We start from the raw sequence: 22,162 nt of genomic DNA, 5'->3' as shown, positions 1-22,162 counted from the left end.
GAAGCGGCGTTCTACAGCGGAGGATCGACCAACGTGACCTCCGCGTGGAGGCCCGCCTCGTCCGTGTCGGTGTGCATGCCGAGCTCGCCGTCCACCCAGCGCACGATCAGATCGTCCGGCCAGCCGTTCGAGTTGAAGCTCCCCGCGGAGATCACCACGGCGTGCTTCCAGAGGTCGTTCGGCGGCTGCATCCGGTGCTCGCCGTGCAGACCGTCCTCGTCGACGTCCGGGTACAGGGTCACCTCGCCGTCCACCCAGCGGACCATGAGGTCGTAGTTGTCGTTGCCGGTGAAGTCACCCGAGGTCACCGTCACGGCGTGCGACCAGTCGCCGCCCGGTGCGGCGAGCTGGGTCTCCGCGTGCAGGCCCGCGCCGTCGACGTTCTGGTAGAGCGTGAGCTCGCCGTCGTCCCAGCCGACGACCAGGTCGTCCGTGTCGGCACTGTCGTTCGTGAAGCTGCCGGCGGTGATGGACTTGGCGTGCGTCCACAGGCCGTTCGGCGGCTGCAGCTGGATCTCGCCGTGCAGGCCGGTCTCGTTGACGTCCGGGTACAGGGTCAGCTCACCGTCGGCCCAGCGGACCACCAGGTCGTCGCCCGCGCCGCCGGCGAAGTCCCCCGCGGTCACGGTGACCGCGTGCGTCCACACGCTGCGCGGCCGGGCCAGGGTGATCTCCTGGTCGAAGTAGCCGGTCTGCTCATCGGCTCCCCGGTACAGGGTGAGCTCGCCGTCGTCCCACACGACCACGAGGTCCGAGGAGTCGGGATCACCGGTGAAGTGGCCCGAGGTGAGGATCTTGGCGTGCTGCCACGTTCGCGCGTTGCCCAGCACCGGGTGGCCGGTGTCGCTCTCGCCGACCGCCTTGCGGTACTCCGCGACGACGTCGTCGTCGAAGTACGAGCTGTAGGACGTGTCGTCGGTGTCTCCGCCGGTCTTGAACCCGCCGACGACGCCGAACACCTGGAAACCGTCACCGTGCGGCAGCAGGAACGGGCCACCGCTGGTGCCCGGTGAGAAACCCGCGCAGTCGATCTTCAGGAAGCTACCGGGAATGTCAGCTTCGGGGCTGTTGAACCGGGTGGTCTTGTTCACGCAGTCGAGCGGGCCGTCCCGCTCACCCGGATAGCCGATGAGCCGGGCCGGATCGTGCTCGAACGGCAGGTTGATGCCGAGTTCAGCACCGCCGACGACCTCTTCGACGTTGCGTCCGTCCTCGCGCGGTTCGACCACGAGGAACGCGAAGTCCAGGTCCGCCCCGCGGTTGACCCCGAGTTGCACGTACCGGTCGTCCAAGTAGATCTGTCCGCGCTTGACGGGGAAGACGCCGAACGGTTTCTGCCCGTCGTGGTACTGCGGCACGAAGGCGAGGTTCGTCTGCCGCTCGTCGTCCAGGAAGCAGTGCGCGGCGCTCACCAGCAGGTTCTTGCCAGGGCTCTGGACGACGGTCGCGGTGCAGAGCTTGTCCTCGCCGTCTTCGGTGATGAACAACTGCCCCACGATCGGGATGCCGTCGAACTGTGTGCTCGCGACGTGCGGTCCGCCGGCCGCGGGGACGGCGTCTCGCATCCGTTGCGGTGTCCAGTAGCGGTCGAGCTCTCCGGCCGCTGACGCGGCCTGTGCCGGTGGCACCGAGAACATCACGAGCACGATCCCGATGACCGTGGCCAGCAGCCTGCCGTGAGTGCGCATGATCAGGACGCTAAGTGCGGGTACCGGCCGCGTTCGATCTATTTGGCGTTCCTTGTGGTTCCGGCCGGTGGAGCCCGCCCGCCGCCCCTGACCCCCCGGACAGGGGCGGCGGGCAGCGGGTCAGGCGCTCATCCGCCAGTGCGTGACGTAGCCGACGGCCTCGGCGGCGATCAGCACGTCGAGCTTGGCCAGGTTGGTCCTGGCGGCCATCTGGTACGCCTTGCCCCTGCGCGCGTCCAGGACCATCGGCACCGCGCCGGGCAGGTTGTCCTCCACGGTGTGCTGGAGGATCCGCAGCCCCACGTTCGCCGCCTCACGGGTGAGCGGTGCCTCCTTGGTGTGCACCAGCACGGCGTAGCTGGTGCCGTCCTTGCGGCGCAGGCCCAGGTGCGGGCGCACCTTCAGGGTCAGGTCGCCGGAGCGCCACACCGTCGCGTCGACCGGGACGCCCGTCGCGCGCATCTTCTCCAGCCACGGCAGGAAGCCGTCCGCGATCTCCTCGAACGCGCGCGGCTGGCCGTTGCGGTTCGCGTCCAGCACCGCCTGCTTGAGCTCGAGCAGCGGCTCCGTCGAGTTCGCGGCCCGGCGCATCGCCGAGCGGATCGGGTTGTAGAAGCCGCACACCCGCGGGTCCTCGGCCAGGTACATGCCCCGCTGTTCCGACACGATGTTGATGCGCCCCCGCTGGCCGCTCATCACGTACTCGGTGAACGACAGTGCGGTCACGCTCACGTTGTCCAGCAACGAATTCTCCCCTCGTACCGCCTTACGACACCCCACGTTAGCGACGAGGTCTGACAAGAACGGGACTGCTCCGAACGGTCCAGTGGAGGGGGTGGCGCGCATACCACGGAGAGTGGAGTCATCACCCGTTAGAGAGTGCGATTTGGAGTGTTGTCGACCTCAGTCGGTAGACGGAAGGTAACGACGCGGTTGCTGATCAGTGCGACGACCGTTCGTCCGCCGCTCGGCGACGCTCACCGAACGCTCACCGCACAGACCGCGCGTGTAACTGTGCGTACAAGATCATCTGATCAGAATGGTGTCGACCAGGCCAGTTGTACGTGAGGAGCACGATGGCGCCGAGAGGGGCTCAGCCTGCCGGGCTGAGGAAGCGCCACTCACCCGAAAGTGGTGAGGACGAGATCGACGTGCCTCAGCCGCGCAAGCCGACGCACTGGCCCAGCCATCCCGGCCGCTGGCCGCACGCGGTCCAGGTGACCGTCCTGCTCGTGCTGATCGCGCTGCTCCTGTGGGCGATCGCCGTGCTGCTCGGGCCGGACCAGGCGTTCATCATCGGCGCGGCGGGCACCGCGGCCAAGCTCATCTGCATGGCGCTCGACGCCCGTCCGCAGGTCAGGTCAGATCGAGGCGGCGGTAGCTGACCGGGTAACCGGCCCGCGCGAAGTTCCGCGCCATCGGCACGTTGCTCACGTCCGTGGCACCCACTATCCGCTCGTGCCCCAGTTCGGCGAGCACGTGCGTCGCCTCGGCCAGCAGGTCGTAGGCGTAGCCGTGGCCGCGCTGCTCCGGCACCACGCCGATGTACCCGATCACCGCTGAGCTGTAGTGGTGGCACGGCATCGTCAGGCCGACCAGGTCGCCGGACGGCGTGTACGCCAGCCGCCACCACTCGCGCGGGCTCGGCATCCACTCCAGGTAGTCGATGGACTCCCGCGCCGCCGCGTCCGGCCCCGACTCCTCGAAGGTGCGCCTGGCGTGCGCGTCCAGCGTGCCGACGTGCACCCGGCGGAACGCGTCGAGCACCTCGTCGTCGGACGGGCCGGTGCGGTAGACGAGCCGGTCCGGGCGCTCGGGCAGGCCGCACTCCGCGGTCCAGGTGTACCGGTAGCGCTCGACGAGCGGTGTGTAGCCCGCCGCCGTCGCCGCCTCGATCCGGGCGTTGGCCGCGGCCAACGCGTCAGGGCGCTCGCGCCAGTCGACCGGCAGCAGGAACTGGAACTCCGGGCGCCACGGCGCCGCCTTCAGCAGCCGCACCGCCGCGTCGTGGTCGGTGAAGTCGAACCAGTCCAACGCCTGCGGCTCGTCGTTGTCCGGGCCCGCCCACCACGCGGCGCGCGCGACGACGGTGCCGTCGCGCACCGCGACCCACAGCCACTCGGGCCGGTAGTCGCTCGGATCGAACGGGCCGCGCAGGGCGAACCCCACGAGGCCCGGATCCGGCAGGGACGAGAACTCATCGGCTGAAGCCGGGCGGATCACCAAGTCAGTCATCGCGAAAGACCGTAGTGATCAGGGCAGACGTGTGGCCAACGGTTAATCAGAGCCAGCCGCGCCGGGCCGCCAGCTGGCCCGCCTGGAACCGGCTCCGCGCGCCGAGCCTGCCCATCACTCCGGACATGACGCGCCGCACCGACCGCGCCGACGTGCCCAGCCGCGCCGCCGCCGCGTCGTCCGTCGCGCCCGCCGCGAGCAGCCGCAGGATCACCCGCTCCTGTTCGGTCAACCCGCCGACCACGCGGACGTCCGCCGCCATCGCGCCCGCCCACAGGTGGTCGAACCACGCTCTGAGCAGGGCGACGGTCTCCGCCGATCTGATGACCACCGGCGTCGGCCCCGGCACGACCGCCGTCTCCTGGTCGCACAGCACCAGCCCGGACGGCAGTCCGGCGCACATCCGGACCTGGTCGTGCCCGCGCAGGAACGCGGGCACCGACTCCCGGTCGACGTCGTCCGGGTAGAGGACGCGCACCGGCGTCCCCCGCGGGAGGAAGCGCACGTCCACGAGCTCGCCCACTCCGCCCGACATGCACAGGTCGATCTCGGCCTGTGCTCGCATGACCAGTTCCTGCACGTCGTCTGTACGCATGCCGGCAACGCTATTGAGCCGCCCTGCACAGGAAGCTCACGAAACCTGGACGGACCCTGCACGCCGATGTCCTGATCCGGCCAGGGCATTTCAGGACGCCCTGAAACCCTTGTTCCGCAATGGTCGGCAGGGCAATCTTCATTCCACGATGTTCCTGATCGAACGAAATCTGAAAACGAACGTGGATACGGACGCACTCAGGGGAACAAAGCTCGAGAACCTGAAGGTTCGCGTCGACGAATCCGGTTTCCAAGTATTCGCTCACGTGCTCGCGGCTACTCGGGAAAAAGCCGAATCAATCGCAACGGAAATCTTGGGAGAATGACCATGCGTGGAATGAAGACGGTGCTCGCCGCGGTCGTCGCGAGCATCACGCTCGGGCTCATGCCGGTGCAGGCGGAGGCCGCGCCGAACACGCCGAGCTTCGGCGCCCAGATCGACCCGTACTCGTCCTACGACGGCCAGAAGACGTGCGAGAGCAGCGCGAAGGCCGGCCCGATCGGCGTGCGTGACCTGCTCAACACGACCTACGGCACCCACACGGCGGGCATCGTCCGCAACTGCGACGGCTCGGTCAGCGAGCACCACGAGGGCCGTGCGCTCGACTACCACTTCAACTACTTCGACACCGCGGACCGGGCCAAGGCCGAGGATTTCCTCAGCTGGCTGCTCGCCACCGACCAGCACGGCAACGCGCACGCCATGGCCCGCCGGCTCGGCGTCATGTACGTGATCTGGAACAACCGGATCTGGGAGGCCTACCGGCCGGGCAGCGGCTGGACGCCCTACAGCGGTGACAGCCCCCACCAGGACCACATCCACATCAGCTTCAGCTGGGCGGGCGCGTACAAGCAGACGTCCTGGTGGACGCAGGCCGCGCAGCAGATCGGCCGGATCGGTGTCCTGCAGGGCGGCACGCTGTCGGTCAAGGAGGGCAACCTCTACGCGGGCTGGGTCCCGCAGCTCGGCAACGTCGCGAAGTTCGAGATCGACGGCGACCGCATCGGCGTGCTCACGACCGGCGGCGAGGTGCTGGTCAAGGAGGGCGACCTCTACGCGGGCTGGACGACGCAGCTCGGCGGCGCGAAGGACTTCCACCTGGCCGGTGACCGCATCGGAGTGCTGCGCAACGACGGTTCGCTCGCGGTCAAGGACGGCTCGCTCTACGCCGGCTGGACCGAGCAGGCGGGCAACGTCGCGGACTTCGACATGACCCCGAACCGCATCGGCGCCGTCTTCACCGACGGGCTCGCCAGCGTCAAGGAAGGCGACCTGTACGCCGGCTGGGTCAACCAGATGGGCGGCGTCAAGGACATCGAGCTCGCCGGCGGACGCCTCGGCGTCCTGCGCACCGACAACTCGCTGGCGGTCAAGGACGGCTCCCTCTACGCGTCGTGGACCGAGCAGGCCGGTGGCATCACGAGCTTCGAAATGACGACCAACCGCATCGGTGCGGTGTTCGGCAACGGCATTGCCTCGGTCAAGGAAGGCGACCTCTACGCGGGCTGGGTCAACCAGATGGGCAGCACCAGGGAAATCGACCTCTCGGCCGACCGCATCGGTGTGGTGCGCAACGACGGTTCGCTCGCGGTCAAGGAGGGTTCGCTCTACGCCGCCTGGACCGAGCAGGCCTCTCCCATCACCTCCGCCGACCTCACCCACCGCTAATTCTTCCGACTGAGGAAACAAAGGCCATGAAGAACGCAGTAGTCGCCGCATCACTGATCGGCGCCACCATCGCCACCACTCTGATGTCCACCCCGGCCGCGCAGGCGGCGGAGACCGGCCCCCGGATCGGCATCCTGCAGGGCGGCACCCTCTCGGTGAAGGAAGGAAACCTGTACGCGAGCTGGGTCCCGCAGATCGGCGGCATCGCCAAGTTCGAGATCGACGGCAACAGAATCGGCGTCCTGACCACCGGCGGGGACGTCATGGTCAAGGAGGGCGACCTCTACGCGGGCTGGACGACGCAGCTCGGCGGCGCGAAGGACTTCCACCTCTCTGGCAACCGGATCGGTGTCCTCCGCACCGACGGTTCGCTGGCGGTCAAGGACGGCTCGCTGTACGCCGGCTGGACCGAGCAGGCGGGCAACGTCGCGGACTTCGACCTGACGCCCAACCGGATCGGCGCGGTGTTCACCGACGGGCTGGCCAGCGTCAAGGAGGGCGACCTGTACGCGGGCTGGGTCAACCAGATGGGCGCCACCAAGGACATCGAGCTCGCCGGGGGCCGGATCGGCGTGCTGCGCAACGACAACTCGCTGGCCGTGAAGGACGGCACGCTGTACGAGAGCTGGACCGAGCAGGCCGGTGGCGTCAAGGACTTCGAGCTGACGACCAACCGCATCGGCGTGGTGTTCGGCAACGACATCGCTTCCGTCAAGGAGGGCAACCTCTACGCGGGCTGGGTCAACCAGATGGGCGGTGTCAAGGAGGTCGAGCTGTCCGGCGACCGGCTGGGCGTGCTGCGCAACGACGGTTCGCTCGCCGTGAAGGAGGGGTCGCTCTACGCCGCGTGGACCGAGCAGGCGGGCGGCGTCACGGCCGCCGACCTCACCTCGCCGTCCGCACCGGGCCAGGTCGTGTCGCTGCAGGACCTGCGCAACATCTACGGCTCCATCCCCAACGAGGCGACCGTCTCGCAGGGCCTGGAGAGCCTGAACGCCGAGATGGTGCGCGGCGGCATCACGACCCCGGCGCGCAAGGCCGCGTTCCTCGCGACCCTGCGCAACGAGAGCGGCTTCCGCTACAACGCGCTGGAGGGCGTGTCCGGCACGTACAAGGGCCGCGGCTTCATCCAGCTGACCAGCGAGGCCAACTACCGGGGTGCTGGCAACCACCTGGGCGTCGACCTCGTGTCGAACCCGGAGGCCGCCGCGAGCCTGCAGTACAGCGCCGCGATCGCCCGGTGGTACTGGACGGTGGCGCGTTCCGACTCCAACAACGCCGCTGACCACTACGACATGGGCCTGATCTCCCGCTACGTCGGCTACGCGGCCAGCTCGGCGGAGGACCTGGAGCGCTGCAACGACTTCAAGTCGGCGCTGCGGTACTTCAACGGCGGCTCGCTGCCCGTCGCGGACAGCCAGATCACCTGCTACCGCCACTGATCGCGACAGAGTGAAAAGGGCCGCCCTCGCGAGAGGGCGGCCCTTTCGGCGTCTGCTCCTAGCGGCGGTGGGTCAGGTCGCCCTGGGAGGTCGAGGGCGCCTGATTCGTCCAGGAGGCCCAGAGCGTGCCCTCCTTCACCTGGAACGCGCCGTGACTCTGCCGGACGCCCACGCGGTTGCCGGACAGCTCGACGTCGACGGCCTGCTCCAGCTGGTCGACCCAGCCCGCGTAGAGGTCGCCGTCCTTGACCCGCAGCAGGCCACCGCTGTGCACGATGCCGACGCGGGTGGGCGTGAGGTCGAAGTCCGCGACGTCACCGCTCTGCTCGGTCCAGTACGCGTACGGGGTGCCGTCCTTCACCGCGAGCGTGCCGTTCTGCCGCAGCACGCCGATCCGGTTGCCTGCCAGCTCGATGCCCTTCGCGCCCGGCAGCTGGTTGATCCAGCCGTCCCACAGGCTGCCTTCCTTGACGCTCGCGTTGCCGTCGCCGAACACGGCGCCGATGCGGTTCGGCGTGAGGTCGAAGTCGACGACGCCCTTCGTCTGCTCCGTCCAGGACGCCCAGAGCGTGCCTTCCTTGACCGCCAGCGAACCGTCGGTGCGCAGCACCCCGATCCGGTTGCCCGCGAGGTGGAAGTCCTTGACCCCACCCAGCTGCGGCACCCACTGCGCGTAGAGGTCGCCCTCCTTGACGAGCACCTCGCCGCCGGTGGTCAGCACGCCGATGCGGTTGCCGTCGATCTCGAACCTGGCGACGTCGCCGCGCTGGTTCAGCCACTGCTCCCAGAGGGTGCCCTCCTTGACCAGCAACGTGGTGCCGGACAGGACGCCCACGCGTCCGATGCGCGGCTCCAGGTACGGCTCCGCCGCCTGCCGGGCGACCGGCAGCCACCGCTGGTAGCGCGCCGTGCCGTAGCTCGCCTTCCACTTCGGCAGCCACGAGTCGCCCTGCGCCTTGTACATGTCGTGCGCGACCTCGGAGTTGCACGAGGGGTTCAGGTAGCAGGGGTTCACCTCGCCGTTCGCCGCGCCGATCATGTACACACCCTGGTCGAGCTGACCGTTCGGGTTGCGGTGCGTGGCGTCCGGGCGGCAGTCCGACTCCGTCATGCCGACCGCGATCGCCTCGATCAGCGCGTCACCGGCGAACCCGGCCTGGTCGGCGTGGTAGGCGCACACCTCGGGTCCGTGGTCGTCGGCCTGTGCCTGGCCGGTGATGACGGTCGTGGAGAGGAGAGGAAGTACAGCCGCGGTGAGCAGGGCGCAGAGGCGTCTGGACATCGTGTTCGATCCCCCATGTGGCGTATCCGGTGCGTTCGGGAGGAACACTAGAACGCAGGTCTGCACGAAACCTGTACGGCTATCGTGACTCCCGTCATGGAGATCGGGATCCTGGGGTCGGTCGAGATCTGGCACGGCGGGGAACGCGTGGCCGCCGGTGCCCCGCAACAGCGCTGCGTGCTGTCGATGCTCGCGCTCAACGCGGGGCAGGGCGTGTCCGTCGACCGCCTCGCCGAGGCGTTGTGGGGCGAGGAGCCGCCCGGTGACTGGCGCGGCCTCGTGCACGGCTACATCTCCCGGCTGAGGAAGCTGCTGAAGCCCGCCGGGCTGGAGATCGCACGGCGCTCGCCCGGCTACGCGCTCGACGCCGAGGTCGACCTGCACGTCTTCCGGCGGCTCGTGTCGGACGCCAAGGCGTCGGACGAACCGGCGGCCGGCCTGTTCAAGGCGCTCGCGCTGTGGCGGGGCACGCCGTTCGACGGCGTCGCCGGGTCCGCGGTGCTCGACCGGCTGCGCGACGGCCTCGTGCAGGAACGGCTCGCCGTCGTCGAGGAGTGGGTCGAGCACGAGCTGGACCTGGGCAGACATCGCGAGGTGATCGGCGAGCTCACGACCCTGTGCGCCGAACACCCGTACCAGGAGAAGCTGATCGGCCTGCTGATGCTCGCACTGCACCGGTGCGGACGGCAGGCCGAATCGCTGCGCCGGTACGAGGAGTGCCGCCGTCTGCTCGCCGACGACCTCGGTGTCGACCCCGGCGACGAGCTGAAGTCGCTCTACGAACGGATCCTCCGCGCCGATCCGGGGCTGAGCCGGGCGGAACCGGCCGCCGTCGTCGCACCGGCCGCGGTCCGCGTGCCGGACTCCCTGCCGTTCGACCTGCCGGACTTCACCGGCCGGACCGGTGAGCTGGCCCGGCTGATCGACACGGTCGCGACGCGGGGTGGCGTGATCTCGATCGACGGCATGGCCGGGGTCGGCAAGACCGCGCTGGCCGTGCGCGCGGGGCACGAGCTCGCGTCCCGCTTCCCGCACGGACGGCTGTTCGTCGACCTGCACGGGTTCACCCCGTCGAGGTCGCCCGTCGAACCCCACGCGGCGCTGGGGGTGCTGCTCCGGTCGATCGGCGTGCCGTCGGGGGAGATCCCGAACGACGTGGACGAGCGCGTCGTCGCGTGGCGCACCGAGATGGCGGGCAAGCAGGCTCTGATCGTGCTCGACAACGCGGTCGACGCGGCGCAGGTGCGCCCGCTCGTGCCGGGCTCACCGGGCTGCGCGATCGTCGTGACCAGCAGGCGGCGACTGCCGAACCTGGACGGCGCCGTCCCGCTGTCGCTGGAGGTGCTCCCGCCCGCCGACGCGGAGGAGCTGTTCCGCAGGGTCGTGGGGGAGGAGCGCGGTGACGGTGTCGCCGAGCTCGTCTCGCTGTGCGGGTACCTGCCGCTGGCCGTGCGCGTGGCCGCGGCACGGCTGCGTCATCGTCCGAGGTGGACAGTGGCGGACCTGGTCGAGCGACTGCGCACCGAACAACAGCGATTATCCGAGCTCGCGATCGACGACCGGGACGTCGCCGCCGCGTTCACGCTGTCCTACACCTACCTGGACGCCGCGCAGCAGCGCATGTTCCGGTTGCTCGGCGTGCATCCCGGCGTGGACGTGGACGTGCACGCGGCCGCCGCGCTGACCGCACTCCCGCGCACGCGGGCCGAGGACCTGATCGAGGACCTGCTCGACCACCACCTGATCGAGCAGCGGGCACGCGACCGCTTCCAGCTGCACGACCTGCTGCGCGCGCACGCGCTCACGCTGGTGTCCGAATCGGACTCACCCGCCGAGGTGGACGGCCGCCTGCTCGACTACTACCTCACGGTCACCGACCGGGCGGCCGACTCCCTGCAACCGGGCAGGAGACGCGCCGAGCCGGAGATCGTGCACCCGCCCGCGTCGCTGCCGTCGGTGTTCACGCTGCCGGACGCGATGAGGTGGTTCGCGGTCGAGCACCCGAACCTGCTCGCGGCGGGCGCGTACGCCGCGCGCAAGGGCTGCGACCGGCACGTGCGCGACCTGCCGCGCCACGTCGGCCACTACCTGATCATCTCGCACCGCATCGACGAACTCGTCGCACTGCAGGAGGCGGGGCTGGAGGCGGTGCGCAGGCTGGGGGACACGCGGGCGCAGGCGGTGAACCAGTCGCAGGTCGCGATGACGTACTACATGGCGTGCCGCTACCGGGAGGGCCTGGTGCACGCCGAGCGCAACCTCGAGCTGACCCGTTCGCTGGACGACGTGACCGGGCAGGCGTACGCGCTCGTCGTGCTGGGCCTGCTGAACCAGCGGCTCGGCAGGCACGCCCGCGCCCGCGAGTGCAACCAGGGCTCGCTGGAGCTGTTCGCGAACAGCGGCGACTACCGCCTGGTCGCGATCTGCGTCGGCAACCTGGGCCGCATCGCGCTGGTGACCGGTGACCTCGACACGGCGTCGCGACTGCTGAGCAAGGCGCTCGCCCAGAGCCAGGAGATCGGGGAACGCAGCGAGGAGGCGTCCGTGCTCTCCGGGCTCGGCGCGACGCTGAGCAGGCAGGGCGAGCACGACCAGGCGTTGCGGCTGCTCTACGAGGGCCTCGAGCTGGCGCGCGAGGTCGGCAACACCGACTACACCGTGCGCGGCCGGATCAAGCTCGCCGACGGCCACCGCAGGGCCGGTCACCTGGACCGCGCGCTGGCCGTCGCGTCCGAGGTGGTCGACGACCTGCGCCGGGGTGTGCTGGTCGACCACCTGGCCGGCGCGCTGAACGTGCTCGGCTCCGTGCAGCGCGACCTCGGGTCACCTGAGGCGGCCGGGTCGTTCGAGCAGGCATTGGAGGTGGCGCGGCGCATCGAGTACCGCATCGAGCTCGCGCACGCGCTGCGCGGCCTCGGCCGGGTCGACGAGGCCGCGGGGCACTACCGCGACATGGGCGTGCTTCAGGTGCCGTAGCGCTCCGCCGCCCGCGCCTTGGCCTTGGCGGCCTCGATCTCGCGGTCCTTCGGCGGCGCGGCGGTGACCAGGCTGTCCAGCAGCTTCCTGGTGGCGGCCGCGACCTCCTCGACGGCCTGGTCGAACGCCTCGGCGTTCACGACAGACGGCTTGGTCGCGCCGCTCACCTTGCGCACGTACTGCAACGCGGCCGCGTGGACCTCGTCGCTCGTCGCGGGCGGTTCGAAGTTGTGGAGCACGCGGATGTTTCGGCACATGCCTCCACTATGAACCCGAGTCAGTCGAAGTCGCAGCCGGGATTCGCCGCGTCCCTGGCCAGCGGGCTGCCCTTGGGCAGGACGTACAGCACCTCGAGCACCATGTCCGTGCTGCCCAGGTTGCGTCCGATGTGGACGTGGTCCGCGCCGCTCGGCTCGGTCAGCGCCTGGCCCCGGTGGTGCACCTCGGTGGTCGTGCAGTCGGAGAACGTCCGGGTGATCGTGCCCTTCTTGACGACGGCGTAGAGGGTGCCGTCGTGGTAGTGCCACCCGGTGCTGCCGCCCGGTGCGATGGTGACCTCGCGGAGGACGTAGTCCTTGTCGCCCACCGTCTTCTGCGTGATGATCCGCGCCGTGACGCCACGCGAAGGCGTCGCGGACGCCGTCGCGGGCAGGAGGGCGAGCGTCAGGGCGACAGCCACTGCTTTGCGCAACATGGGGCTCACGCTAGATCGTCAGCGGAACTCGCGGAAGACGCGGGCCCGTTCACCGGAAAACCGGGAGAATTCTCGGAAATCCGATTTTTGCTCGGTGCATGATATCAGCGGCAAAACCCTTCTTTGGTCTCTTGTGGCGCAATGCGCCGCGGTAATAGAACTGCCGTCGGACTTTTGTCGGTTCGAGGGGGATTCTGGATGCGTTTCGTGAAGGCGCTGGTTCCCGCGCTGCTCGTCGCCTGCCTGGCCACACCCGCGTGGGCGGCCCAACCCGCGAACTCGGGGTGGACGCTCACCGGCTCGCAGCTGGTGTGGACGGCACCCGACCCGATTCCGCCGGGCGACGCCGCGATGGAGTTCTGGGAAGGCGACCGCCTGCTCGGCGTGCCCCGTCCCTCCGCTGACCTGCGCTCGTTCACCCTGGACGTGCCGGGGATCAGCAGCGCGGACCGGCTCCAGGTCCGGGCGTCGGGCAGGCGGCTGGACGCGGAGGAGCCGGTTCAGGCAACGGGTTCGGCGCCGCTGCCCGCACCCGCGCCGCGGCCCGCCGGGGAGGTCGACCCCGGCAAGCCCGGCCCGTTCCCGACGCGGACGGGTGAGTACGCGCTCGACCCGATCAAGGTGCCGGGTTATTCGGCTCCCATCGAAATGCAGGCCGTGGTCGTGGCGCCCAAGGGCCTTGCCGGAAAGCGCCCGCTGGCGTTGTTCCTGCACGGCAGGCATTTCACGTGCTACGACCCCGCCGTGCCGAACAAGATCCTGCTGACGTGGCCGTGCCCGGAGAAGACCAATCCGGTGCCGAGCCACCGCGGTTACCTGCAGGCGCAGCAGTTGCTCGCCTCGCAGGGCTACGTGACCGTGTCGATCTCGGCGAACGGGATCAACGCGCAGGACGCCCTTGATCTCGAGGCGGGCGCGGGGGCTCGGTCGGCACTGGTGCGCCAGCACCTCGCGAAGTGGGCGGACTGGGCCGGTTCCGGTCGCGGCTCGGCGCCGGACGTCGTCAAGGCGTCACCGGCCGCCGACCTGTCGAAGGTGTTCCTCGTCGGGCACTCCCGCGGCGGCGAAGGCGTCAACCGGGCGGCCACCGACACCCTCACCCCGCCGCCCGCGGGCAGCGGCTACGACGGCCCGGCGCGCTGGACGATCCGGGGCACCCTGCTGATCGGCCCGACCATCTTCGGCCACAACCCGGCGCCGGACGTGCCGTCGGTGACGATCCTGCCCGGCTGCGACGGTGACGTGAGCGACCTGCAGGGCCAGATGTACCTGGACGCGACCCGCGGCGTCAGCCGGGGAGCCGCATTGCACAGCGCGCTGTACTTCGTCGGCGCGAACCACAACTTCTTCAACACCGAGTGGACGCCAGGCCAGGCCGAGGCCCCGGCGTCCGACGACTTCCGCACCCCACCCGGCGACGCGGTGTGCTCGCCGGGGACGGCCACCCGCCTGACCGCGGCGCAGCAGCAGACCGCGGGCGCGACCTACGTAGCGGCGTCCGCCCGCCTGTTCCTCGCCGGCGACCAGCGGGTGCTGCCCCTGCTCGACGGCTCGGGCGTCCGCGCGCCGTCGGCTGACCCGGCCCGCGTGCTCAGCCACGCCGTCGGCGCCGCGCGAACCGCGTTCGTCGTGCCCGACGAAGCGACCACGGCAACCGGCAGCGCGCGGAAGTGCGCCCAGGTCGCGGCCGACCCGGCCACCGCGTGCGTCGACTCGACGGAGTGGCGCGGATCGCCGCACTTCACCAGGTTCCGCGGCATCGCGCCGGAACCCGGCAGGTTCGCCGCGGCACTGCGCTGGTCCGCCGACGGCCAGCCGGCCGTCGTGCGTCCGGGCCGGCCGGTCTCGCTCGCCGGCGCGAAGGACCTGGCCCTGCGCCTGATCGTCCCGCCGAACACCGCGGCCACCCGCTTCGACGTGGCCATCACCGACCCTCAGGGACGCCAGGTGCAGCTCGGCTCCGTGTCGGTGGACGGCCTGCCCGGCACCGAACGCATGGCCACCCTGTGGGCCCAGGAGGTCCGCGTCCCACTGCCACCGGACGTGCACGAGGTCGCCTCGCTCGAACTGACCCCGCGCACCGGCACCGGACAGGCGTGGCTCATCGACGCACACGGCTGGAACAAGGGCACCCCGGACCCGCGCCCGTCCGCACTGCCGCGCGTCGACGTCGGCGCACTGTCGGTGGAGGAGGGTGACAGCGGCACCAGGACCGTCCAGCTCCCGGTGACCGTCACCGGCGACGGCCCCGGCTCGGTGCGCCTGTTCGTCAGCGAGGAGAACGGGTCGATCACCCAGCGCGCCGTGACGCTCTCACCAGGCCAGCACACGATCGACGTCCCGATGCAGGTCACCGGCAACACGAGGTGGAGCTCGGGAGCACGGCGCTCCGTTCTGGTGAAGGCCGTCCAGGGCACCGTGGCCGGCCGCTACGCAGGCGCCCTCACGGTGCTCAACGACGACCCGGAGCCGACGCTCACCGTCACCCCGATCGCGGGCGAGGTCGCCGAGGGCGGCGTACTGAAGTGGCGCGTGACGCTGTCCACGACGGCCGACGAAGGCATCCTCCTGCAGGGCGTCCCGCGCGCCCCTGACGGACCCGAACTGTCCACCACGGACGTCGACCCCACCTGGTTCCGGCGGTTCGCCTTCCAGGAGGAACCGTTGCCGTCCCGGCCGTTGTCCAGCACGGGACTGCAGCTGCGGGTGTACATCCCCGCGGGACAGTTGACCGGCGAGGTCACCGTTCCGACGGTGGTCGAAGCGGAAGCCGAACCGGCGGAGCAGGTCCGGCTGCGCTTCGCGCCGCAGTCCGGTGGCGGTGAGGTGATCTTCGTCGGCACGGTCACCGAGCCGCAGCTGAGGTGACGATGCAACCTCACGGCGGGTGGTTGCGCACGGAGCCAGGGGTGTCCGGGTCAACGCGATCTTGCCCGGCACCACTGATACGCCGTTCGTCCGGCCGTCGGGTTCTCTCCGGTTGAACCACTGACCAGTTCAGGTGCGACAGCGCTGTTGTCACACGATTCGGTGAGGGTGCGCAATCGCGGGGCGGCGGCGGGGTCTGGGGTGGGGCAAGCGCAGACCGCTGTTGATGTGTGGAGGCCCGACCGATGACCGATCCGCCCCTGCCGGGCACGTGGGCTCGCTATCGGTGGGTGGCGCCGGCGGTGGCGTTCGCCGCCGCCTTGACGATCACGCTGGCCGCGGTGCGCGGCCAGGCGCACGACGGTCCCGTGCGTGACGATCTGGCGGTCAGCGTGGCTGACGGGACGCGCACGGTCGACGAGAACAGCGTGGTCGCCTACCAGGTCGCGGTCAGCAACCTGACCGGGCGGGACCTCGATGGGCTCGAGCTCACGGTGATGACGCCCGACGTACTGGTGCTGGGTGACGGGGCACCGGCGCAGACGCGCTGGAGCGGCGGCATCAGTGCGGGTGGGAAGGCTGGTTTCGAGGTCGGCGGAGTGGTGCGGGACGTGCCGGCCGGCCAGACCGAGATGGTGGTCACGGCGTGCGCGGCGGGTGCGGGGCTGGCGACGGTCTGCTCGTCGGACGTCAACGGTGTCGAGAACGCGGACACGGGTGTCAGCTGGCTGATGATCGTGCTGATGCTGGGCCAGTTGCTCGTCACGCTGCCGCTCGTGGTGCTGGTGGTGGCTGTCGCCTGGCTGCGCCGGAAGCGTGGCGGGACACCGTGAGCATGCGGCGGGTCTGCGCTGTGCTCTGCCTCTTGGCGGGCTGTCTGGGGGGTGAGGGCACCGCCTCCGCGAACCCGGCTGGGACGCACGTCCGGGCACGGCAAGCCTGGTACGCGTACGTGGGGAAGGGGGAGCGGCTCGACGCCTCGTTCACCAAGGTTGCTGACGCCGCGGGGACGCCGCGGCACGACCTCGTCGTCGGAGTGCGCGGACCGGGCGGGGTGGCGGCGCGGTGCCGGGTCGACGACGTCGCGCCGGTGCGAAGCGGGTGCGGGTGGGCAGGGCTGACCAGTTCCGCGTCGGGGATCTGGGTGGTTGACGTGGACATTCCCGGCGCCGGGTGTCCGGTGGTCGGCACGTGTGCTGGGCGGGATGGGTTCCGCTGGGCCGTGGCCGTGCGCCGGGGGACGGAGCTGCTGCCCGGCAGGGTGTGGACCGAGCGATACGAGATCAGTCGAGACACCGGCGAGCCGCCCGTAGACCTGACGTTCTGGTACCAGGGCGAGTACGGCTACACCTACCGGGCGACCTTCCGGGAGCACCACGGTGTCGACTGGGCTGTCGCGGCCGACAACCTCGGCGTGGTGCGGGACTTCACCTGCACGCCGGTCCACGCGAGCAGCGATCGGCTACCTGCCGCCGACGGCTGGTGCGGAGGTGCGTACAAGGTGTTCTTCGAGCCGCCCGCCGCCGATCTGCCCGCCGAGGCTGTTCGCTGGGACGGGGTGCTCGACTGGGTGCGACCCGGCTTGCGCCCGCACCCCGTGATCAGCGGCGGCAGGTTCACGCCGGCGGGTGGCCGCAGCGGCACGCTCGCGTTCGAGCTCGCCGACTACAGCGGGCATCTCGTCGTGCGGGTCGAAGCCGGCGGTGACGGTGTCGACAGGTCGATTCCGATCACCACGCGGGAGGGGACCGTCGAGGTCTTCTTCGACGGCCTCGGTGGGGACGGTGCACCGCTGCCCCAGAGCGCGCCCGTGGTGTTCGAAGTGCTGGTCGAACGGATCGCCGAGATCCACTTCGTCAGCGCCGACGTCGAGGTGCGGGCAGGCGGCATCGAGGTGACCCGGCTCAACGGCGCCGAGGGCGGCGAGCGGACGCTGCACTGGGACGACACGCCGTTCGACCGTCGCGGACCGAGAAGGTGCAGCGGCACTCCGGTGCTCGACGGCCGGGCAGGTCACGACAGCGCCGGAGGAGTGCACGGCTGGGGGATCGGCGGGTGCGGAAGTGTTGCGGGCGCGGACGCCGATGACCATGTCAGCGGCGGGTGGGGTGACGCCCGAGTAGTCGATGACTGGGCCTATCTCCCGGTCAGGGTCACTCACGCGGTCGTCCTGCCATGACCCGTCGGCGACGCTCGCCACAGTCGGTGGCTGTTCTCCGGGTGAACCACTCAATTGAGTGATCGCGTGATAGTGGCGCGCAAGCCGAGCAACCGCCAGGGTTGTGCAATGCGTTCGGTTGATTAACCGTGCGCGATAAGGAACTGGCTGGTTTCGCCGACGGATTCAAGTGATGTCCGAAGGGGTAAAGCGATGAGTGCAGGCCCGAATGAGACCGAGAAACCGCTGCGGATCGCGCTCGTCGAATCATTGCCGCTGATGAAGCGTGGGGTGCAGACGGTCATCTCCGGCCAGTCCGGCATGGAGTGGGTCGACGCGGTGAGCAGCACCCGCGCGGCGGTCGAACTGTGCGAGTCGGTGCATCCCGACGTACTGCTCGTCACGTCGGGTGGTGATCCTGGCTGGAACCGTTGTCAGTTGCTGACCCGTCTCTTCACCCGGCTCACCGTGGTGGCACTGCTGGGCAGGGAGGCGCGGAACTCGGACAGCATCGCCATGGCCCGCCTGCGCGGCGTCCGAGCGCTGGTGCCGCTGGAGGCCCATCCGGACCGCCTGGTCACGGCCATCACCGCGGGCGTCGTCCTCGGGTACTACATCGACCCCGACCTGGCGATCCACGCCACCGCACCGGATGGCGGCCGGTCCGCGGGCAAGAAGTCGTTGTCGCGCCGCGAGCTCGAGGTGCTGCATCTGGTCTCCGAGGGCCGGACCGCGGTGCAGATCGCGCTCAGGCTGCAGATCACCGCCGAGACGGCGCGCACGCACGTCAGTCACATCCTGCGCAAGCTCGGCGCCAGGGACCGCGCGCATGCGGTGGCCAGGGGGTTCGAGCTGTCGTTGTTGCCCTGCTGAACACGCCCGAGGTGTTCCTACCGGAGGAAGTTGGCGAATGAGCACCCAGTGGAGAAAAGCGTTCCTGTCGGTTGTCGCCCGTATACGCCCGTGTCGTGACCGGTGTTTGCCGGTGCGGTACCAGGACGAAAGCGGGAGGCGGGCCACCGCCGTGGTCCGGCCGGTCGAGGGTGGCGTCCGGCTCGAGGGTTCCGACTTCACGGCGGTGCACCTTTCGGTCACCCAGGCGGACAGGCTGCGCGAGGCGCTCAGGGCGGCCGTGTTCGATCTCGACCGGCTCGACGAGAACGACCTGGCGCCTGTCCGGGCGGTCGAGATACCAGAACAACGGTCGAAGTCGATCACTCGGGAGGGTGACGCCGACACGTATTACCTGGGATGAGGCGACATATTTGGATTCCCGATCGAGTATTTCTCGACACCGTGCGTATGTCGCCTTCCAAGCAAGATCAGCTCGCGGTAGGTTGTTCGCTGAAGTCGGGGCGAAGGGATGAAAGGGATCCATAACAACCCTGAGGTAGGTGAAATGACTGGCCAGGTCCACGATCTCGAGGCCCGCCTGGTGGAGGCGATGCGATCAGGGAACCAAGAGGCGTTCAGCGAGCTCTACCGCAGAAACTTCGCGGCCGCGCGCGGGCTCGCATGCAAATTGTTGGGAACGGCACAAGGTGCCGACGACCTCGTCGCCGAGGCATTCGTCAAGGTGTTCACCCGGATCATCGCGGGCGGCGGGCCAACCTCGATGTTCCGCGCCTACTTGCTGACCACCGTGCGCACGACCTTCTACAAGCAGCTCGACCGCGACCGCATGATCGACCGGCACGCCGACATCACCGAGGCCATGCTGCCCGCGGACGACCGCGACCCGGTGGACCAGCTCGAGGCCCAGTTGGCGATGAAGGCGCTCGCGAGTCTTCCCGAGCGCTGGCGCACCGTGCTGGTTCTGCTGGAACTGGAGCGGCTCACCACGTCGGCGGTCGCGGACCTGCTCGGCCTGCGCCCCAACGCGGTCGCCGCACTCGCGTTCCGCGCCCGTGACGCGCTCCGCGTCGCCTACGTGCAGATGCACGTGAAGGCCGCGGCCGAGGAGGCGTGCCGGGAGTCGGTCGACAACCTCGCGGCGCTGCTGTGCGGGAGGCTGGCACAGGCCAGGAGGCAACGCGTCCGCGATCACCTGCGCGTGTGCGAGCCGTGCGCCGCGGCGGCGACCGAGGTCACCGAACTGCTGGGGCAACTCGCGAGGTCGGTGCCGCTGAACATGCCGCTGGCGGCGTGAGTGGCGAATTCGTCACGCTTTCCCTGCAGGGAATGTCGCGGCTCGCTGCGTGTCGTTCACTCGAACGAGTTAACGCATATCAGTGGTCGTCACGCAGTGTCCGTAAGCGGTCGTCGCACAGTGTCGCGATGGTGCGGCCGTGACAGAAAAATTTGTCACGTTTTGGTGCAAATCCTTCACATACCTGTCTCAACCTTCGCGGCCCCCGTAGTCTCTGCGTGGTTCGCGCGGCCGTTGGTCGAGAACGAGGGGGCGGGATCGGCAGTGACAAAGGGGTTGCGATTGCAGCACGTCGTCGATCTCATGCAGGAAGCCGCGCTGGTGTTGGCGCCGGTCGTGAATGAGTTGCAACCCTCGGTTGTCGTCGACTATCGCGCGGAAATGGTGAACAAGTCCGCCGCTGATGTTCTCGGGAGCGACCAGGTGGTCGGCCAGAGGCTCGCGCAGTTCCTTCCTGAGGACACCGCTGCGCTGCTGCGCAAGCTGTGCGACGAGACGAGGCAGTCCGGTGCAGGTGTCGGTCATGTCGCCGCTGCGCCCGATCCGCTCACCGACCTCGCCCGCGCACCCTCGGTGTCCCTCCGGGTCGCACTGGTCGGCGACCTGGTCCTGTGCACGTGGCTGCCGGGTTGGCTGACTCCTGCCGGGGCCGGCGAGCGGCCGCCGATCACGTCCGACGGGGAGTCGACGGCGGATCACCTCGAGCTCGCCAACGCGGTCGACGCACTCGCGGACGCCGGGGTCGGGGTGTTCTCGCTGGACCTGATGACCGGCAGGCTGATCGGGTCGCGAGGCTTGCGACGCATCTTCGGGCCAGGGTCGGACGCGCAGTCCGGTCTCGAGGCCGCGGTCGCCGACGACGGCGCCTGGCAGGCCCTGCTCAGGCGGGGCGAGCCGATGGACGTCGAGGTGAAGCTGAGCTCGCGACTCGGTGGGCACCGGGTGCGGGTGGTCGGCCGGGTCGGGTACGCCGCTGACGGTCATCCGGCTGTCGTGCGGGGCAGCTGCAGCGTTCTTCACACGTGAGTCCCTGAGCTGCCGTGCTGCGGGAGGGAAGCCGCGTTCAGGTGGGGCGGGCGGAGGTAGCGGTACGCGTCGTCGATCCGGGATCTCGGCGTCATCGTCAGCACGGTGCCGAGCAGCCGCGCCGACACCGCCTCCAGCGCACCGGCCGAGCTGCTCGCCTGCTTCCCGGTCGTCGAGCCGTGGCGCACCAGGAGCACCGCGCCGTCACAGCGGCTCGCGAGGACGGCCCCGTCGGTGATCGGCAGCAGCGGCGGGGTGTCGACGAGCACGACGTCGAAGCGGGCCGCCAGCAGGTCGAGCACGTCGGCGATGTGCCGCGAGGCGACCAGCTCGCTCGGGTTCGGCGGAATCGGCCCGCTGGTGAGCACCGCGACGCCCGCCCGGCCCCACGGCCGCAGGACCTGATCCAGCCCGACTCGCCCGATCAGCACGCTGGTCAGGCCAACCGAGGACGGCAGGCCGGTGTACTCGCCGATGCTGGGCCGGTGGAAGTCGGCGTCCACGACGACGACGGTCCGCCCGGCTTCCGCCAGCGTGATCGCCAGGTCGCACACGACCGTCGACTTGCCCTCGCCGGGAACGGAGCTGGTGACCACGACCGTGCGCGCCGGACGATCCACATCGACGAACCGCAGGTTGGTGCGGATTCGCCGGAGCGCCTCCGCTCTCGCTGACACCGGGAACTCGACCGGGTGCCGCCGCACACCGGGGTCGACCGGGACGGAGCCCAGGAACGGGGCGGCGACCAGCGTCCGGAGCGCGTCGTCCGACCGCACGGACGTGTCGAGAGCGTTGCGCACCAACGCGGCTCCGGCCCCGGTGACGAGTCCCAGCGCGAGTCCCAGCGCGAAGGTGCCCACCGGGCGGGGCGACACCGGCGTGGTGGGCAGCCCGGCCGGCTCGACGACCTTCACCACGACGGTGGGCCTGCCTCCGTCGACGGGCCGCTCCAACTCGGCGACGAGCCTGCTGAACGACTCGGCCACCGCGTCGGCGAGCCGTTGAGCCTGTTGCGGTGAGGCGTCGGTGGCGGTCAGCGTGAGCAGCACCGTGCCGGGCTGGACCTCGGCGCTGACCGCGTCCCGGCCGGGAGCCAGCCCGCGGTGTTCGAGGTCCTGGCGGATGCGGCCGCTCGTGACGAGCCGCGTGTAGGACTTGACCTTCTGCTGCGAGAGCAGGCTGCCCTGGTAGGCCTGGGTCGCGTCGCCGTTCCCGTCACCCGCCGAGACGAACAGCGTCACCTCGGCCGCGTAGACGGGGCTGACGGCCCAGCTGGCCGCCGCTGCGGCGGCGACACCGAGCAGGAGCCCGGCCACCACCAGCCGCCAGCGTTCCCGGAGGACCTGGAGATGTCCGCGCAGAGACACAGGGGTTCGCCTTC

General features: G+C 69.9%; 20 protein-coding genes. 12 read left to right on the top strand and 8 right to left on the bottom strand.

Annotation, left to right across the window (positions count from 1 at the left end; all coding sequences use genetic code 11):
* Nucleotides 1-11: 11 nt before the first annotated feature.
* Nucleotides 12-1,688 carry a serine protease family protein gene (locus FKR81_RS43430; protein ID WP_186762861.1) on the bottom strand — a complete coding sequence of 559 codons (1,677 nt, stop codon included), beginning with the start codon at nucleotides 1,686-1,688 and terminating at the stop codon, nucleotides 12-14.
* Nucleotides 1,689-1,808: 120 nt separating this feature from the next.
* Nucleotides 1,809-2,432 (bottom strand): hypothetical protein, encoded by a 624-nt coding sequence (locus FKR81_RS08845; RefSeq protein ID WP_235921403.1) that lies wholly within the window; start codon nucleotides 2,430-2,432, stop codon nucleotides 1,809-1,811.
* 332 nt (nucleotides 2,433-2,764) lie between these two features.
* On the opposite strand from FKR81_RS08845, the gene FKR81_RS08840 reads away from it, so the two are divergent.
* Nucleotides 2,765-3,073 carry a hypothetical protein gene (locus FKR81_RS08840; RefSeq protein WP_146350489.1) on the top strand — a complete coding sequence of 103 codons (309 nt, stop codon included), beginning with the start codon at nucleotides 2,765-2,767 and terminating at the stop codon, nucleotides 3,071-3,073.
* On the opposite strand, the gene FKR81_RS08835 is transcribed toward FKR81_RS08840, so the two are convergent.
* Nucleotides 3,045-3,923 carry a GNAT family N-acetyltransferase gene (locus FKR81_RS08835; RefSeq protein WP_146350488.1) on the bottom strand — a complete coding sequence of 293 codons (879 nt, stop codon included), beginning with the start codon at nucleotides 3,921-3,923 and terminating at the stop codon, nucleotides 3,045-3,047. The genes FKR81_RS08840 and FKR81_RS08835 overlap by 29 nt on opposite strands.
* A 46-nt stretch (nucleotides 3,924-3,969) precedes the next feature.
* Nucleotides 3,970-4,518 carry a LuxR C-terminal-related transcriptional regulator gene (locus tag FKR81_RS08830; RefSeq protein ID WP_146350487.1) on the bottom strand — a complete coding sequence of 183 codons (549 nt, stop codon included), beginning with the start codon at nucleotides 4,516-4,518 and terminating at the stop codon, nucleotides 3,970-3,972.
* Between FKR81_RS08830 and FKR81_RS08825 the strand changes: the two genes are divergently transcribed.
* The 3 genes from FKR81_RS08825 to FKR81_RS08815 are packed head-to-tail and all read left to right on the top strand — an operon-like array spanning nucleotide 4,517 to nucleotide 7,628.
* Nucleotides 4,517-4,843 (top strand): hypothetical protein, encoded by a 327-nt coding sequence (locus tag FKR81_RS08825; RefSeq protein ID WP_146350486.1) that lies wholly within the window; start codon nucleotides 4,517-4,519, stop codon nucleotides 4,841-4,843. The genes FKR81_RS08830 and FKR81_RS08825 overlap by 2 nt on opposite strands.
* 11 nt (nucleotides 4,844-4,854) lie before the next feature.
* Nucleotides 4,855-6,186 carry a hypothetical protein gene (locus tag FKR81_RS08820; protein ID WP_146350485.1) on the top strand — a complete coding sequence of 444 codons (1,332 nt, stop codon included), beginning with the start codon at nucleotides 4,855-4,857 and terminating at the stop codon, nucleotides 6,184-6,186.
* Nucleotides 6,187-6,212: 26 nt separating this feature from the next.
* Nucleotides 6,213-7,628 carry a glycoside hydrolase family 19 protein gene (locus FKR81_RS08815; RefSeq protein ID WP_146350484.1) on the top strand — a complete coding sequence of 472 codons (1,416 nt, stop codon included), beginning with the start codon at nucleotides 6,213-6,215 and terminating at the stop codon, nucleotides 7,626-7,628.
* A 58-nt stretch (nucleotides 7,629-7,686) separates the two neighbouring features.
* On the opposite strand, the gene FKR81_RS08810 is transcribed toward FKR81_RS08815, so the two are convergent.
* On the bottom strand, nucleotides 7,687-8,910 hold the full coding sequence (locus tag FKR81_RS08810) for a hypothetical protein (protein ID WP_146350483.1): 1,224 nt from the start codon (nucleotides 8,908-8,910) through the stop codon (nucleotides 7,687-7,689).
* Between the two features lie 96 nt (nucleotides 8,911-9,006).
* Here FKR81_RS08810 and FKR81_RS08805 point away from each other — a divergent pair, with 96 nt between their 5' ends.
* Nucleotides 9,007-11,886 (top strand): AfsR/SARP family transcriptional regulator, encoded by a 2,880-nt coding sequence (locus tag FKR81_RS08805; protein WP_146350482.1) that lies wholly within the window; start codon nucleotides 9,007-9,009, stop codon nucleotides 11,884-11,886.
* On the opposite strand, the gene FKR81_RS08800 is transcribed toward FKR81_RS08805, so the two are convergent.
* Both FKR81_RS08800 and FKR81_RS08795 read right to left on the bottom strand, forming a co-directional pair.
* Nucleotides 11,874-12,143 carry a DUF2277 domain-containing protein gene (locus FKR81_RS08800; protein WP_146350481.1) on the bottom strand — a complete coding sequence of 90 codons (270 nt, stop codon included), beginning with the start codon at nucleotides 12,141-12,143 and terminating at the stop codon, nucleotides 11,874-11,876. The genes FKR81_RS08805 and FKR81_RS08800 overlap by 13 nt on opposite strands.
* A 20-nt stretch (nucleotides 12,144-12,163) precedes the next feature.
* Nucleotides 12,164-12,577, bottom strand: coding sequence for a cupin domain-containing protein (locus tag FKR81_RS08795; RefSeq protein WP_407936511.1), 414 nt, complete (start codon nucleotides 12,575-12,577; stop codon nucleotides 12,164-12,166).
* Between the two features lie 201 nt (nucleotides 12,578-12,778).
* Here FKR81_RS08795 and FKR81_RS08790 point away from each other — a divergent pair, with 201 nt between their 5' ends.
* From FKR81_RS08790 to FKR81_RS08760, 7 genes are all read left to right on the top strand, one after another.
* Nucleotides 12,779-15,448, top strand: a complete 2,670-nt coding sequence (locus FKR81_RS08790; protein WP_146350479.1) for a S9 family peptidase — start codon at nucleotides 12,779-12,781, stop codon at nucleotides 15,446-15,448.
* 245 nt (nucleotides 15,449-15,693) lie between these two features.
* The gene (locus tag FKR81_RS08785) at nucleotides 15,694-16,281 is read left to right on the top strand and encodes a hypothetical protein (protein ID WP_146350478.1); all 588 of its coding nucleotides are present in this window, start codon (nucleotides 15,694-15,696) and stop codon (nucleotides 16,279-16,281) included.
* A 119-nt stretch (nucleotides 16,282-16,400) separates the two neighbouring features.
* On the top strand, nucleotides 16,401-17,627 hold the full coding sequence (locus FKR81_RS08780; RefSeq protein ID WP_146350477.1) for a hypothetical protein: 1,227 nt from the start codon (nucleotides 16,401-16,403) through the stop codon (nucleotides 17,625-17,627).
* 192 nt (nucleotides 17,628-17,819) lie between these two features.
* Nucleotides 17,820-18,479, top strand: a complete 660-nt coding sequence (locus FKR81_RS08775; protein ID WP_146350476.1) for a response regulator transcription factor — start codon at nucleotides 17,820-17,822, stop codon at nucleotides 18,477-18,479.
* Between the two features lie 112 nt (nucleotides 18,480-18,591).
* Complete coding sequence (locus tag FKR81_RS08770) at nucleotides 18,592-18,861, top strand: hypothetical protein (RefSeq protein WP_146350475.1); 270 nt, start codon at nucleotides 18,592-18,594, stop codon at nucleotides 18,859-18,861.
* 144 nt (nucleotides 18,862-19,005) lie between these two features.
* Complete coding sequence (locus tag FKR81_RS08765) at nucleotides 19,006-19,755, top strand: sigma-70 family RNA polymerase sigma factor (protein ID WP_186762860.1); 750 nt, start codon at nucleotides 19,006-19,008, stop codon at nucleotides 19,753-19,755.
* A 282-nt stretch (nucleotides 19,756-20,037) separates the two neighbouring features.
* Nucleotides 20,038-20,781 (top strand): hypothetical protein, encoded by a 744-nt coding sequence (locus FKR81_RS08760; protein ID WP_146350473.1) that lies wholly within the window; start codon nucleotides 20,038-20,040, stop codon nucleotides 20,779-20,781.
* Here the strand turns inward: FKR81_RS08760 and FKR81_RS08755 are convergent.
* Nucleotides 20,772-22,148, bottom strand: a complete 1,377-nt coding sequence (locus FKR81_RS08755) for a polysaccharide biosynthesis tyrosine autokinase (RefSeq protein ID WP_146350472.1) — start codon at nucleotides 22,146-22,148, stop codon at nucleotides 20,772-20,774. The two genes, FKR81_RS08760 and FKR81_RS08755, sit on opposite strands and share 10 nt — an antisense overlap.
* Between the last annotated feature and the right edge of the window lie 14 nt (nucleotides 22,149-22,162).

This window comes from Lentzea tibetensis, from assembly GCF_007845675.1.
Taxonomy (GTDB): Bacteria; Actinomycetota; Actinomycetes; order Mycobacteriales; family Pseudonocardiaceae; genus Lentzea; species Lentzea tibetensis.
The sequence above is the reverse complement of the archived record's forward strand: the minus strand, read 5'-3'. Positions and strand labels throughout refer to the sequence as shown.